This is a genomic window from Nocardia suismassiliense (assembly GCF_900269665.1).
GTDB classification, from domain to species: domain Bacteria; phylum Actinomycetota; class Actinomycetes; order Mycobacteriales; family Mycobacteriaceae; genus Nocardia; species Nocardia suismassiliense.
Map to the genome: position 1 here is coordinate 2,369,052 of NZ_LT985361.1, position 14,187 is coordinate 2,383,238.

General features: G+C 67.7%; 12 protein-coding genes. 9 read left to right on the forward strand and 3 right to left on the reverse strand.

Going from position 1 to position 14,187, the window contains the following annotated elements; all coding sequences use genetic code 11:
* Positions 1-7: 7 nt before the first annotated feature.
* Complete coding sequence (locus tag DBO33_RS10550; protein ID WP_107654861.1) at positions 8-403, reverse strand: hypothetical protein; 396 nt, start codon at positions 401-403, stop codon at positions 8-10.
* Between the two features lie 382 nt (positions 404-785).
* On the opposite strand from DBO33_RS10550, the gene DBO33_RS10555 reads away from it, so the two are divergent.
* Together DBO33_RS10555 and DBO33_RS10560 are read left to right on the forward strand one after the other, a co-directional pair.
* Positions 786-2,909, forward strand: a complete 2,124-nt coding sequence (locus DBO33_RS10555) for a hypothetical protein (RefSeq protein WP_107654862.1) — start codon at positions 786-788, stop codon at positions 2,907-2,909.
* Positions 2,910-2,983: 74 nt separating this feature from the next.
* Positions 2,984-4,783 (forward strand): dynamin family protein, encoded by a 1,800-nt coding sequence (locus tag DBO33_RS10560; protein ID WP_107654863.1) that lies wholly within the window; start codon positions 2,984-2,986, stop codon positions 4,781-4,783.
* 12 nt (positions 4,784-4,795) lie between these two features.
* Here DBO33_RS10560 and DBO33_RS10565 read toward each other — a convergent pair whose 3' ends face one another.
* A complete protein-coding gene (locus tag DBO33_RS10565) occupies positions 4,796-6,784 on the reverse strand; it encodes a glycoside hydrolase family 15 protein (protein ID WP_107654864.1) in 1,989 nt (662 codons plus the stop codon).
* 124 nt (positions 6,785-6,908) lie between these two features.
* Between DBO33_RS10565 and DBO33_RS10570 the strand changes: the two genes are divergently transcribed.
* Complete coding sequence (locus tag DBO33_RS10570) at positions 6,909-7,172, forward strand: hypothetical protein (protein WP_186818725.1); 264 nt, start codon at positions 6,909-6,911, stop codon at positions 7,170-7,172.
* Positions 7,173-7,259: 87 nt separating this feature from the next.
* Here DBO33_RS10570 and DBO33_RS10575 read toward each other — a convergent pair whose 3' ends face one another.
* Positions 7,260-8,321: a M48 family metallopeptidase gene (locus DBO33_RS10575; RefSeq protein WP_107654865.1), complete on the reverse strand. Its 1,062-nt coding sequence runs from the start codon at positions 8,319-8,321 to the stop codon at positions 7,260-7,262.
* Between the two features lie 71 nt (positions 8,322-8,392).
* Here DBO33_RS10575 and DBO33_RS44565 point away from each other — a divergent pair, with 71 nt between their 5' ends.
* The 6 genes from DBO33_RS44565 (at position 8,393) to DBO33_RS10600 (ending at position 14,181) form a co-directional block, all read left to right on the forward strand.
* Positions 8,393-8,482 (forward strand): Ms4533A family Cys-rich leader peptide, encoded by a 90-nt coding sequence (locus DBO33_RS44565; RefSeq protein ID WP_324188356.1) that lies wholly within the window; start codon positions 8,393-8,395, stop codon positions 8,480-8,482.
* A gap of 203 nt (positions 8,483-8,685) precedes the next feature.
* Positions 8,686-9,732: a sulfate ABC transporter substrate-binding protein gene (locus DBO33_RS10580; protein ID WP_107654866.1), complete on the forward strand. Its 1,047-nt coding sequence runs from the start codon at positions 8,686-8,688 to the stop codon at positions 9,730-9,732.
* Between the two features lie 55 nt (positions 9,733-9,787).
* On the forward strand, positions 9,788-10,648 hold the full coding sequence (cysT, locus tag DBO33_RS10585; RefSeq protein ID WP_371865778.1) for a sulfate ABC transporter permease subunit CysT: 861 nt from the start codon (positions 9,788-9,790) through the stop codon (positions 10,646-10,648).
* Entirely contained in the window at positions 10,645-11,451 is an 807-nt protein-coding gene (cysW, locus tag DBO33_RS10590) for a sulfate ABC transporter permease subunit CysW (protein WP_107654867.1), read from the forward strand. The genes cysT and cysW overlap by 4 nt, the downstream gene beginning before the upstream one ends.
* Positions 11,448-12,443: a sulfate/molybdate ABC transporter ATP-binding protein gene (locus tag DBO33_RS10595; RefSeq protein WP_107654868.1), complete on the forward strand. Its 996-nt coding sequence runs from the start codon at positions 11,448-11,450 to the stop codon at positions 12,441-12,443. The genes cysW and DBO33_RS10595 overlap by 4 nt, the downstream gene beginning before the upstream one ends.
* 568 nt (positions 12,444-13,011) lie before the next feature.
* Positions 13,012-14,181, forward strand: a complete 1,170-nt coding sequence (locus tag DBO33_RS10600; protein ID WP_107654869.1) for an Hsp70 family protein — start codon at positions 13,012-13,014, stop codon at positions 14,179-14,181.
* Positions 14,182-14,187: the final 6 nt, after the last annotated feature.

Consider the following 14,187-nt stretch of genomic DNA (forward strand, 5'->3'; position numbering starts at 1 on the left):
GTCCCGGTCAGCGCACGCTCGCGACGACGCACCCCGGCTCGCCCGGGGCGCCGGGCACGATCTCGGCCGGGGTGCCGGGCACGTCGTCGGCCGGGATCGCGGGCATGGGCGCGATCGGGACCGCGGGGACGGCGCCGGGCGGCAGTTCGCGTTCGATGGTGACCCACGGGCCGTCCGGTCCTTCGCCGCGGGTGATCACCACCGGCTCGCTCGGATCGATCGGGGTGCAGATGACGGGTTCGCCAGGTGCGACCGGATCGACCTGGACGAGGCCGGGAGCCGGGGGCGGGGGCGGCGGTCCCGGCTGCGCCGATGCGGCGCCCGCCATGCCCGCGACCACGGCGGCGGTGAGCGTGGTCCCGCTGAGCACTGCCGCGATGCGGCGTCCGGTGAATGCGGTCATGAGGGTGACTCCTTCGGATCGATGCTGCCGGCCCGGCTGGTCCGACGAAATCGACGGTAGGGAAAGGATCTTCACCACTTGTTGAGCATTCGTTAGAGAACTCTTAGGTTCCCGTCGTCGCGTGCGTGGCTCGGTACGGGTGCGGCAGAATTCGACCTGGTCAAAAGCCGAATCGGCGACCTCGAACGGTTTGTTAACCCACCAGAAATGGGGCTTCCGTTCTGGTTTTCGGGATGGCAGGGTTGTGTTGCTCGCCACCAGTGGAGTCTCTACAGTCCTGGAGAATGTGACAGTCGGGTTTTCCCGAAATAGTGTTAGGTGATCTTCACTCGGCCTGGCCGGCATGTGAGGATGGCTGCTGGAAACCCGAGATGGAGCTTCTATGACGCGTGACCTGCCCTTCGATGACGACGCCACCGAGGCAGCCGAGCGCGCGGGTGACACCGCATACCGAGTGGCCACGGGTGTCGCGCGGGTAGCACGGGCGGGCGCGTATGTCACCGGCGGCGCACTGGTGGCCGCGAACGGTGGCGGTGTCCCGGCGCACCCCAGTTCCTCGCACGCGGACAGCAGGAACGCGGGCTGGGCGCACAACAGCGACCCCGACGCCGACCTGCCTTCCCCGACGATCACCTTTCCGGACCCGGTCGTCGAACCGGCTCCGCTGAACTCGCCTTACGCGGCCAACTCGCCCGTCGCCCACGGCAATTCCGGCTTCGGCCTGCCCGGCACCCACCCCGGCGGCGCGAACCTGCCGACGTTCGGCGACGAGTACAACGGCACCGACGCGGGATTCCAGCTGCCCGGCACCGAGTCCACCCAGCAGGGCATGGGCCTGCCGAGCCTGCCCGGCGGCGCGTCGAACCAGCACGGCATGGAACTCCCGGGTACGCCCGGTGCCGCGGACCAGCACGGCGTCGGCCTGCCGGGAACGTCCGCCGGTAACGGCCTCGGCCTGCCCGGTACGCCCGGCGGCATCGGCCTGCCCGGTGCGGACGCGGGCCCGGCCCATCGCCCCGGCGCTGAAGTCGAGGCGCCCGGTGGCAATGGCTTCGGTCTGCCCGGCCACGGACTCGGTCAGGCCGGGCACGGTTTCGGCCTGCCGGGTGCGAACGGTTTCGTCGCGCCGGGTTCCGGCGTCTTCGACCTGCCCGGATCGCAGGCGACCCCGGCAGCGAACGGTCCCTTCGACGGCGTCGGCGACGCGGGCGGCGATCCCCTCGGGATCTTCGTCGGCACGCAGTGGTCGGTGGATTTCGCCATCGGCCCGCAGGGCGTCTATTTCAACTCCGAGATGAAGGTCGACCTGGGCGCCGGTCACGTGGGTGACCAGCTCGACCAGTTCACCGACTGGCTCGGCAGCGGCCTGCACGTACCCGACGGCAACGACCGCGCGGTCACCGACCCGACCGTGGTCGGACATGGCAACCCCGGTGTTGTCGGCGGTCTCACCACGCCGGGCTCGTCGTCGACCCAGTCCACACACTCCACGCATTCGGCGGCCCCCACCCCCGCGACGCAACCGGTAGTGCAGGCGCTTCCGGCGCCCGCACCGATGGCCACGGTCGCGCCGGTGGCCACCGCCGCCGCGGCGCCCGCCGTGGTCGCACCCGTGGTGAGTGCCGCGCCGCAGCCGGTGGCGGCCACTCCGTTGCAGACCACCATCCAGCCGGACGCCGCGACCACGCCGATCGCGAATGTGTTTGCGGCACCGGAGGGTCCGTCGGTGCTCACCGTGCCCGCCGCCGCCACGCCCGCACTGTTCGATCAGGCTCGGCCGACACCCGTGGTGAAGCCGAACCCGATCCCCGATACCAAGCCCTCGGACGTGTCGGTCACCACGCCGAACATGCCGACCACCATCACCAAGACCGTCCCGGTCCCGACGGTGCCGTCGGATATCACCACGCCGAGCATCCCGAAGACGCCGGACCTCACCACGAAGGTGCCCGGCGCAGGCCACCCGTCGACTGGGCACGGCGGCATCTCCACCGGGCCGGACGTGCCGACGACCAAGACGCCGCCGGCCACCGGCACGCAGCCGACGCAGTCGCCGACCACCCCGGACGACGACGTGACCACCCCCAGCACGGGCACGGGCCCTGGCGGCGCGACCGGCGGGGTCACCACCCAGCCGACCGTGCCCACCCGCGAGGTGCCGACGGTCACCCAGCCGGACCCGACCGTGCCGACCCGCGACGTACCGACGGCGGTCCCGACGCACAATGCACCCGTGCCGACCCACGACCTGCCGCCTACCTTCACCGCGCCGACCCAGGCGCCGGTACCGACCTACAAGCCGCCGATCGTCGATCCCAAGCCGCATGCCATCGCGGACAACACTCATATGGTCGGCGCGAACACGGCGCCGATCCAGGACTACCCCACCTACACCGACCACTCGATCCTCGCGAGCGGTGGCCTGTCCGGCGGTCTGCTGCCGGAATCTACGATGGCCGAGACCCACCACATGGGCCCGGGCGGCTTGGACTCAGCGTTGATCTAGCGCGGGACCTTGGTGAGCAAGGGGTGAAGGGGGCGTCCATGTCGATCGAGAGCACAACTATGTAAGGAGGCAGGTTGTCTGCCGCAGCCGGGCTGAAGGCCGCGACGGTGAAACATCCGGACGCGATGGCGCCGCTGATCCGGATTCTGGACGAACTGCGGGAGATGACCAGATTCGCGGGCCGCGACGACCTGGGCAGCCGGTTGAGCATGGTCCGGGCGCGAGTGAGCGACCCCCGGGTCCGCCTCGTCGTCGTCGGCGAGCCGAAGAACGGCATGAGCACGCTGGTCAACAGCCTGGTCGGCGCGTCGGTCAGCGCGACCAACAGCGACCTGAGCGTGCCCGTCATCGTCGAGTACGGGCCGGAACCGACTGCGACACTGGTGCGTTCGGTCGACGGCCGCACCGAACGGCAGTCGGTCGACCCGCTCGACCCCGGCCCCGCCATCTCCGGCTTCGGCGTGATCCGGGCCGAATTCACCCAGCCGAGTCCGCTGCTGGCCGACGGCGTTGTGGTGATGGACGCACCCGGCGCGCGCGGCGCCGACAACACCACCTGGTCGATGATCGCCGCCGCCGATGCCGTGCTCTACGTCGGCGACGCCGCCACCGAACTCACCGTGGACCAGATCGCCTACCTGCAACGCATCCAGCAGATCTGCCCGACCGTCATCTGCGTGCTCAACAAGATCGACCAGTTCTCCCACTGGTCGCACACCCAGCAGCGCAACCGGGAACTGCTCGACGCGGCCGGGCTCGGCTTCGCGGTGGCGCCCGTCTCCGCGGAACTGCACCGGCAGGCCGGGCTGTCCGGCAACTATCAGCGCGACATCGAATCCGGTGTGCCGCAACTGATCGACCATTTGCGCGACTATGTGGTCGCCCGCGCGGACAGTGTCGCGCTGGATGCCGCGGTGCAGGATATCCGGCTGGTCAGTGATCATCTCGCGTTGACGTTGCGCAATGAGGTCGAGTCGCTGCGGGATCCGCGCCGGCGGGATGAGATCACCGACCAGCTGGTGCGGGCCAGGGACAACGCGGAACAACTGCGCCAGCGCACGGCGAACTGGCAGGTCACCCTGGTCGACGGCAGCACCGAGCTGATGGCCGACATCGAGCACGACCTGCGCCACCGGCTGCGCAACCTCGTGCGCGACGCCGAGGCCGAGATCATCAAGACCGATCCGGCTCGCCGCTGGAAGGAATTCGGCACCGACCTCGACGCCAGGATCTGCGAGGCGGTCGAAGAGAATTTCGTGATGGCGCACTACCGCTCGGTCGAGCTCTCCGAGCAGGTCGCCTCGAAGTTCTTGGCGGACAACCGCGCCGCGCCGCTGCCGGATCTGCGCCTGGACAACCCCGGCGAGGTACTCGAACCCGTGCAGCCGCTGGAGCCGCTGGAGAGCGCGAAAGCCGGTGTGACGCAGCAGTTCCTGTCCGGCCTGCGGGGTTCCTACGGTGGTGTCCTCATGGTCGGCCTCGCCACCAGCTTGCTCGGCATGTCGCTGGTCAACTGGTACTCGGCCGGGGCGGGCGTGCTGCTCGGTATCAACGCGCTCTGGGACGATCGCAAGAATCGTAAGGCCCGCCGCCGGGCCGAGGCGAAGGTCGCGGTGGCTCGGCTGATGGACGACGTCATCTTCCAGGTCAGCAAGGAATCGCGAAATCGACTGCGCGCCATGCAACGTGTGCTGCGCGATCACTTCACCGATATCGCCACCGACGTCGCCAAGCAGGCGGACGAGGCGCTGCGGCTGGCCGAAGCTGCCCACCACAAGTACGGCGACCACAGCGGCGAGCGCATCGCCGAGATCGACGTTCGACTCGGCAAACTGCGCGGCCTGCGCGAACAGGCCGACAGTCTGACCGTCTGACGAAAATCCCTGTCACCCAGGGTTGTTCGCGGGGGAGTGGGCGGGTTGGAAACCGCCTGCCGTTCGGTTGTCCTCGGCTCTGATCACGTGGGTGACGGCGTTGATCAGGGCCAGGTGGGTGAAGGCCTGGGGGAAGTTGCCGAGGTGGCGGCCGGTGCGCGGGTCGATCTCCTCGGCGTAGAGGCGCAGCGGGCTGGCGAAGCCGAGGAGTCGTTCGCACAGATGCCTGGCGCGTTGCACCTCGCCAATCTCCACCAAGGCGGAGACCAGCCAGAACGAGCAGATGGTGAAAGCTCCTTCGGCGCCGGACAATCCGTCATCGGTGGTCTCGGTGCGGTAGCGCAGCACCAGGCCGTTCTCGGTGAGCCGGTCGGCGATGGACAGCACGGTGGCGCGGATGCGATGGTCCTCCGGCGGCAGGAAGCGGGTCAGTACCGCCAGCAGCAGGGAGGCGTCCAGGGTGTCGCCGCCGTAGGTCTGGGTGAAGACGCCGTTGGCGTTCACGCCGTGCTCGAGGATGTCGGCCTTGATCTCGTCGGCGATGGTGTACCACTCGGTGGCGTGTTCGTATTGGCCGTGCAGCTCAGCGAGTTTCGCGCCGCGGTCCAGCGCGACCCAGCACATCACCTTGGACGAGGTGAAATGCTGTGGCTCGCCACGCACCTCCCAGATGCCGCGGTCGGGTTCGCGCCAGTGTGCGATGGCGGCGCGGACCTGGCGTTCCAGCAACGGCCACAACGTTTCCGGCACCTGCTGGCGTGATTTCACGTGCAGGTACACGGCATCGAGCATGGTGCCCCAGATGTCGTGCTGGTCCTGGTTGTACGCCGCGTTGCCGATGCGCACCGGCCGCGAGCGGTCGTAGCCGCTGAGGTGGTCGAGGGTCTCCTCGGTGATCGGGCGTCCCCCGCCGATGCCGTAAAGCACTTGCAGCGGAACGGCATCCCCGTTGTCGCCGGTGGTGGCGTCGCGTAGGAAAGCGAAGAAGTCGTCGGCCTCACGGTCGAGCCCGAGGGTGTAGAGACCCCACAGCGCGAAGCTGGAATCACGCACCCAGGTGTAGCGGTAGTCCCAATTGCGTTCCCCGCCAGGGGTTTCCGGAAGGGAGGTGGTGGCGGCGGCCAGCAGCGCGCCGGTCGGTGCGTAGGTGAGCCCCTTGAGTGTCAGTGCACTGCGCTGTAAGTAGTTGCGCCACGGGTGATCCGGGAAGTTGCCGAGCGTGATCCACTGCCGCCAACTCTCGGTGGTCTGCCACATCTTCTGCGCCGCGTCTTCATAGGTCTTGGGCGCGGGCAGTTCCGACCAAGTCAACGCGACGAACTTCTCATCGCCCTCCGCCATTCTGGTCCGCGCGCGGGCCTCCCGGCCCTCGAGACCGAGCCGCAGATCGGTGGTCAGCACCAGGCTCGGCCCCGCACTCGGGTCGTCGGTGCGGATGGCGGTCGCCTCCTCGTACACCTTGCCGGTGTACTCCCAGCGACCCGCCGCACGGTGGTAGTCGAACGACGGTTCACAGCTCATTTCGAGCTCGACCGTGCCGTTGACGCACTTCACCGTGCGCAGCAGCATGTGCTCGGCATCCCAGTCCATCGGGGTGCGGCGGTGCGTCTTGGAGCGCTGGTCGTTGTTGTGCCACGGGCCGAGCACCAGCGCGTCACGCACGATCAACCAGCCGGTCTCGGTCTGCCAGGTGGTCTCCAGGATCATGCCGCCGGGCAGGTAGCGACGCGCGGCCGGCACGTTGACGCCGTACGGACCGATCCGGAAGTGGCCCGCGCTACGGTCCAGCATCGCGCCGAAGACGCTCGGGGAGTCCGGGCGCGGTACGCACATCCATTCGACCGCTCCGTTGCTGGCAATCAGACAGCTGGTCTCGCAGTCGGACAGGAACGCGTAGTCGTCGATCGGTGGGTAGGCGCCATGCCGCTTGGACGCGGACAGGTAGCTGAGCACCGGCAGGTCGTACGGTTCGTCGACGGTGAGATCATCGGAGGACGGCATACCTCATCTTCGGGCCGGCCGAGCCGCACGTCCACTGTCTTCGCCGCCGTGCCGTCTCAGCGGGCCTCCGTGACCGAATATTGACCTTGCCGAGCTCTCAGGTGGACCCACTAGGCTGGACGGCGTGCAACAGATCGCAGGATGGTGGGACAGCTTCGAGCTGTGGGTCGCGGGACTCCCGTTCATCCCGCAGTTCCTCGTCGTGCTCGTCGGCATGGTCCCGGTCAGCTTCGCCATCGCCTACCTGCTCGACCGCACGCTGCGCGCCCTGCTGCGCATCCTGGACCGTAAGCACGGCATCGAGCAGGCGTTGCCCGCCGTACCCGACACCGTGCCCGCCGACCTCGCCGTCGACGCCCGCCCGACCGTGCAGAGCGGTGCTCACTGATGCCACGTTCGCGCGTTCAGCTCGCTTTGATCGCTCTGCTCGTCCTCGTCGTGGTCGCCTGGCTCGTCACGCGCTGACGACCGACGGCTAGTTCTCCCGCTCGCCCGTCCGCCAGTCGTTGAACCGCTTGCCGATCTTGGACACCGTCTCGCCGACCTCTTGGCCGACCGTGCCGACCGCGGCGCCGACATCGCGGCCGAGGTTGCGCACGGTGCGGATCAGCGGGTCCTCGGACTGGTCGAAATTGGTGCGGTAGGTGCGCGCGGCGCCCTTGATCTCCTCGGTGAGACTGGTGTTCTTGTCCTGATCGCGCCGGGGATAGTCGCCGGCGAGCATGCGGTCGTATTCACCGCTCTGGATCCACCGGCGCAGCTCGGCGGCGCGCAGCACGGAGAACGGGTGGCTCTGCAACTCCAGGTTGAGCAGTTTCAGCACACCGTCGCGCAGATCGCCGGACCGCTCGTAATCGTCGGCCTGCGCGAGGAACGCGCCGTGGTTCATCTCCTTGATCCAGGTGCCGCCCGCCGTCTTCATGTGCACCCGCACCGAGGCGTCGACATCCTGTCCGCACAGCAGCCCGGCCCGGTCGCCGGACAGCTCGGACTTGCGGCTCCATTCCATCAGCGCGGCCACGATCGCGCGTAAAGCCCAGCCGCCCACCGGCATCCAGCCGATGCTCGCGGAGATGCGCAGCAAATGCATGAGCATGGTGCGGTACACCGCGTGCCCGGACAGGGCGTGACCGAGTTCGTGGCCGACGATGAAACGCAACTCCTCGGTATCCATCAGATCGATGAGACCGGTGGTCAGCACGATGAACGGCTGGTCCATGCCGATGGTGAAGGCATTCACCTGCGGGCTCTGCAGTACGAACATTTCCGGGGTGGTGCGGGCATCGAGCACGGCGACGCAGTCCTCGCGCAATTGATGCAGCGAACGGAACTGTCGCTCGTCCACCCGCACCGCCGTCGCCAGGTACAAAAGACGATGCTGGCGTTCTTGCAGCAAACCGGACAATGTACGCAGCACGGTGTCGAAACCGGACAGCGTGCGCAGCGCGACCAAGGCGGTCCGGTCGGCCGGGTGCTCCCACGCGCGAGTGCTGATGCCGGGAAACCTCGTGCGTATACGATCCGGGCTGGTAGTCATGGGATGAAACCCCCCTCTTCCTGGAGCTCTGTGATTCGAATCGAGGCCGCGGCCTCTGCTACAGTCTGCCCGTGTCTTCGAATGCCGTCCCGCAGGTCCGCCATGAACTGGCGTTGATCGCGGTCGGCAACCTCGCGGTCGCCGACATTCTCTGTCGCTGATCGGCGACCGGGCACGTCTGCGCGTCCCTCCCTCGTAGACTGGCGTGCAACTTTTTCGCAGACGTCCCCGAACCCCGGCGGCCCACCCGGCCGACAGTCGCGCCACAGCCGCATCGATGCGGCGGCAGGTCTACCGATCCATCGCAGTCTTTTCCGCCGCTCGGGATCCCCGAGCAGGCGGTCCGTAGGAAAGGTCCACCCCGATGTCTCGCAAATCTTGGCTCACCCCGCGCCGACGTACCGCTGTCGCCGCAGTAACCGCGTTCGCGGCGGTCGCCCTCACCGCGTGCGGCGGCGGAGCCAGTGACACGGTCGGCGGTGGCGGCGCGGACGGCAGCGGCGGCACGCTGAACCTCTACGCCCACGCGGTCCCCAAGCCCGGCTTCGACAAGGTCGCCGCCGAGTTCAACAAGACCGAAAAGGGCAAGAACGTCATCATCAACGGCTCCTACGGCGCGTCGGGCGACCAGTCCCGCAAGGTCAAGGACGGCGCCGAGGCCGACCTGGTGAACTTCTCGGTTGAGCCCGACATCACCCGCCTGGTCGACGCCGGCCTGGTCGATACGAACTGGAATGCCGACGCCACCAAGGGAATTCCGTTCGGCTCGGTCGTCGCGATCGTGGTCCGCAAGGGCAACCCGAAGGGCATCAAGGACTGGGACGACCTGCTGAAGCCGGGCATCGAGGTGGTCACCCCGAACCCGTTCAGCTCCGGCTCGGCCAAGTGGAACCTGCTCGCCCCGTACGCGGCCAAGTCCGAGGGCGGCAAGAACCCGCAGGCGGGTCTGGACTACCTGAGCCAGCTGGTGTCCAAGGACCATGTGAAGGTGCAGCCGAAGTCGGGCCGCGAGGCCACCGAGACCTTCCTGCAGGGCACCGGTGACGTGCTGCTCAGCTACGAGAACGAGGCGCTGTTCTCCGAGCGCAACGGCGACCAGATCGAGCACTTCGTGCCGCCGGTCACCTTCAAGATCGAGAACCCGGTCGCGGTGCTGAAGTCGAGCAAGAACCAGGAGAAGGCGCTCGCCTTCCGTGACTTCCTCTACACCCCCGAGGGCCAGAAGGCTTGGGCGCAAGCCGGTTTCCGCCCGGTCGACCCGAAGGTGGCGGCCGATTTCAGCAACGATTTCCCCACCCCGCAGAAGTTGTGGACCATCGCTGACCTGGGCGGCTGGAAGGCCGTGGACAAGGAGCTGTTCACGCCGAACACCGGCTCCGTCGCGGTGATCTACGACAAGGCCACCAAGTAACCGGCTCCGGCACACGGGATACTGGACGACTGTGACTGACACCAGCACCGCCGGGATCGGCACGAAGCCCGCTCCCGGCGGTACCCCGAACACCGGCCGGTGGAATTGGTCCTGGCTGCGCGTGACCGGCTCGGTGGGCCCGCTGGGCATCGCCACCGCGGTGCTCTGGCTCAGCATCATCGTGCTGCTGCCGCTGGCCGCGCTGACCGTCACCTCCTTCGAGGACGGCTGGTCCGGCTTCTGGGACGCGGTCACCGCGCCCGCCGCGCTGGACTCGCTGCGCATCACCGTGCTCGTCTCGGTGGTGGTCGCGGTGATCAACGTGGTGATGGGCACGCTGATCGCCTGGGTGCTCGTCCGCGACGACTTCCCGGGCAAGGGCATCGTCAACGGCTTGATTGACCTGCCGTTCGCGTTGCCGACGATCGTGGCCAGCATCGTGCTGCTGTCCCTGTACGGTCCGCAGAGCCCGATCGACATCCACCTCAACGCAACTCAGCCCGGGCTGGTCGTGGCGCTGGCGTTCGTCACGCTGCCGTTCGTGGTCCGCTCGGTGCAGCCGGTGCTCATCGAGGCCGACCGCGAGGTGGAGCAGGCCGCGCTCTCGCTCGGCGCGGACAACTGGACCACCTTCCGCCGCATCGTATTACCGACCTTGGCTCCCGCGGTGATCTCCGGCGGCGGGCTCGCCTTCGCCCGGGCCATCGGCGAGTACGGCTCGGTGGTGCTGATCGGCGGAGCGATCCCGCGCGAGACCGAGATGGCCTCGCAGTACATCCAGAAGCAGATCGAGATCGATCGTCCGATCAACGCGGCCGCGGTTTCGGTTGCGCTGCTGGCGATCTCGTTCGTGTCGCTGCTCGTGCTGCGTTTGCTCGCCGAGCGCAGCGTGCGGAAGGAGCAGGAGACCCGATGAATCTGTCTTGGCCCACCCGGATTTCGCTGCGCGTCGTCGCGCTGGGCTACCTGTTCGTGCTGCTGGTGCTGCCGCTGATCATCATTCTGCTGCGCACTTTCGAGAAGGGCATCGGCGCGTTCATCGACTCGATCACGACGCCCGCGGCCATCTCGGCGTTCCAGCTGTCGATGATCATCGTGGCGATCGTGGTCCCGTTGAACGTCATCTTCGGCATCTTCACCGCGCTCGCGCTGGTGCGCGGAAAGTTCCCGGGGCGCACCCTGGTTCAGGGCATCGTCGACCTGCCGTTCGCGGTCTCGCCGGTGGTCGTCGGTGTCGCGTTGATCCTGCTGTGGGGTGCCAACGGCTGGTTCGGCGGGCTGGAGAGCGCCGGCTTCAAGGTGATCTTCGGCCTGCCCGGCATGGTGATCGCCACCATCTTCGTCACGTTGCCGTTCGTGGTGCGTGAGGTCGAGCCGGTGCTGCACGAGATCGGCGACGAGCAGGAACAAGCCGCCAGCACCCTCGGCGCCACCCGGTGGCAGACGTTCTGGCGAATCACGTTGCCCGCCATCCGCTGGGGCCTCACCTACGGCGTGGTGCTCACCGTGGCCCGCGCCCTCGGTGAATTCGGCGCGGTGATCATGGTGTCGTCCGCGCAACCCGGCAAGTCACAGACGCTGACGCTGCTGGTGCACGGCCGATACATCAACGACCACAACACCTTCGGCGCCTACTCCGCCGCGACCCTGCTGATGGGCCTCGCCCTCGTGACACTCCTGTTGATGACCCTCCTCGAACGCAAGCGGGGCACTAAATGATCACCGTGACCAATGCGAAGAAGAACTACGGTTCGTTCGCCGCGCTCGACGACGTCACCATCGATATCCCCTCCGGGGAGCTGACCGCGCTGCTCGGGCCCTCCGGTTCCGGCAAATCGACGCTGCTGCGCTCGATCGCCGGCCTCGAATCGCTCGACTCCGGCATCGTGCTGATCGCGGGCAACAACGTGACCAGGGTGCCGCCGCAGAAACGCGGCATCGGTTTCGTATTCCAGCATTACGCCGCGTTCAAGCACATGACCGTGCGCGACAACGTGGCCTTCGGACTGAAGATCCGCAAGCGGCCCAAGGCCGAAATCGCCAAGCGGGTAGACGAATTGCTCGGCATCGTCGGCCTCGACGGCTTCCAGCACCGCTACCCGGCGCAGCTGTCCGGCGGTCAGCGTCAGCGCATGGCGCTGGCTCGCGCGCTCGCGGTGGACCCGCAGGTGTTGCTGCTCGACGAGCCGTTCGGCGCGCTGGACGCCAAAGTTCGTGCGGATCTGCGTACTTGGCTGCGCCGGCTGCACGAAGAAGTCCACGTGACCACCGTGCTGGTCACGCACGATCAGGAGGAAGCCCTGGACGTGGCCGATCGCATCGCGGTGATGAACAAGGGGCGCATCGAGCAGATCGGCACGCCGGAGGACGTATACGACCGGCCGGCCAATGAATTCGTGATGTCCTTCCTCGGTGCCGTCGCGCGGCTCAACGGACATCTGGTGCGGCCGCACGACATTCGGGTCGGGCGGGAGCCGAGTATGTCGCTGGCCGAGCACGAGGGGACTGCCGAATCCGCAGGCGTTACCCGGGCGACCGTTGAACGGGTCGTGCATCTGGGCTTCGAGGTCCGGGTCGAACTGCGTAACGCGGCGACCGGTGATCTGTTCGCGGCGCAGGTGACTCGTGGTGACGCGGAGGCGTTGCGGTTGGCCGATGGTGAGACGGTTTACGCGCGGGCGACGCGGATTCCGGAGTTGCCCGCGCACTGAGCGGTGGGGCAGTGCGATTCAGGCTGTGCCGGCGCGGTAGATCATCCGGCTGCTGAAGCGTTGCTGATCTTGTGCTGGCGCAAGGAAATCCCGTCGTTCATGCCGTCGGAAGTGGATGGCGTCAAGCCCTGCAAACGGGCTGAGCGCCATTTCTGGACGGGTGCCTGAGAGGGTCGAGGTGAGAGTCTCGTGTTTCTCGCACCGGCGGGTCGGGACAGTATCCACCTCCGGCGGTCTCCTGTCCGGACTTCGGGCGATTGTTAGGGGCTATCACAGCATGTGAGAACGTGTATTCGCGCCAGGTGCCCGACGTTCACACGGATGTTGTGGGTCTCCGCAAACACGGATGGGACACCCGCGAATATCGGCGTGTCGCAGGGAGATCCGGCCGCCGTCGCATTCGCCGCCGTCCAGGGCAGGTGACCAGGATGGATGCTTGTGCTATGCAACCTGTTCCAAAACAGGCGGGCTGCGGACAACAGGGTGTCCGGTGGTTGGCAGGCGGGTCGCGGAGTGGTTGCGTGGACGGAGTTCGAAGCAAATCGGATCGGCGATCAGGTGGATTGCGATGGCGGTTGGTCTGGGTTTGAGCATCGGCACGGTGAACACGGTTTCCGCTCTCGCGGAGGAAGGTTCAGCGAAGGCGCCGCCGGGCCGCCGATGGGCCCAGCGCTCCCAATCCATCACCCGCCGAACAACTCTCACGTTCGACAGCACGGGCCTGGCCCGGGTCGGCATGATTCCGCGGCACGGGCGCGCGATCATCGAATTCGCCGATCTCACCCAGCGTTCGATCATGTCGGCGCGGGTGGGTCACCGGGCGTTGTCGCCTGCGGACTTGGTGGCGGTGGTGGCCGAGAGTCTCATCTCCGAAACCCTGCTGGACCATCCGCATTGCGACGGGCACGGTTCCGACGTCGGCATCGCGTTGACCTACCCGGCGCGCTACGCCGAGTCGCACGTCGAAGATCTGCGGGCCTCACTCGACGCCATCGGTCTCCATCACGTCGCGCTGGTCGCCGAACCCATTGCGGCGGCGACCTGGCTGGAAGCCGATCGCGGCCCGCTCATGCCGGGGCTTGCCCTGATCTATGACCTAGGCGGCGCGAGTCTCGACGTCACGCTGGTCCGGGTCGGCGCGGGCTGTCCGATCAATCCCATCGTCGGCGAGCCGATGCGTTCCGCCGAATTCGGTGGCCGGGCCTTCGGTGCGCTGGTCGCCTCGCGGGCCGGGCACGGATTGCCGTCGGCCTCGATCTCCGGTTCGGTCACCGGCACGACCGCGGACGAGTTACGCACCAAGCATGTGCGCTCGTCGTTGGAACTGGTCTACCGATGTCTGCGCGTCGCGGACGTCACCATGGCCGACGTCGACTGCGTCCTTGTAGTCGGCGGCGCGGCGCGGCCGGTCGAGGTGGCCCAGGTGCTGGCGGGCGAGCTGGCCCGGCCGGTGATCACCGCACCCGATCCGGAGCGCACCATCGCCGACGGTGCGGCGATCATCGGCCGTCGGGCCGCCGTCGCCGCCGAGGAGGCCGCGGGCAAACACCACGGCAAGCGGCGCGGTGGCGGCGCGCATCGGGCGGCCACCCGGGCATTGGTGCTGTCACAGCGGACCAAGCAGCGGCTGACCAAGGTCGCGACGGCCGCGGGGTTGTCCGTCGCCGGTGTCGGTATGGCGCTTGCGTTGCCCGCCGACGGGGTGATCGTGGGGTTGGCGCAGCTCGGGCTGCGGTAAACGGGG

Coding starts and splice junctions, on each gene's coding strand:
- DBO33_RS10550 (WP_107654861.1), bottom strand. CDS start 403: ATGACCGCATTCACCGGACGCCGCATCGCGGCAGTGCTCAGCGGGACC.
- DBO33_RS10555 (WP_107654862.1), top strand. CDS start 786: ATGACGCGTGACCTGCCCTTCGATGACGACGCCACCGAGGCAGCCGAG.
- DBO33_RS10565 (WP_107654864.1), bottom strand. CDS start 6,784: ATGCCGTCCTCCGATGATCTCACCGTCGACGAACCGTACGACCTGCCG.
- DBO33_RS10575 (WP_107654865.1), bottom strand. CDS start 8,321: ATGACTACCAGCCCGGATCGTATACGCACGAGGTTTCCCGGCATCAGC.
- DBO33_RS10580 (WP_107654866.1), top strand. CDS start 8,686: ATGTCTCGCAAATCTTGGCTCACCCCGCGCCGACGTACCGCTGTCGCC.
- cysW (WP_107654867.1), top strand. CDS start 10,645: ATGAATCTGTCTTGGCCCACCCGGATTTCGCTGCGCGTCGTCGCGCTG.
- DBO33_RS10595 (WP_107654868.1), top strand. CDS start 11,448: ATGATCACCGTGACCAATGCGAAGAAGAACTACGGTTCGTTCGCCGCG.
- DBO33_RS10600 (WP_107654869.1), top strand. CDS start 13,012: ATGGCGGTTGGTCTGGGTTTGAGCATCGGCACGGTGAACACGGTTTCC.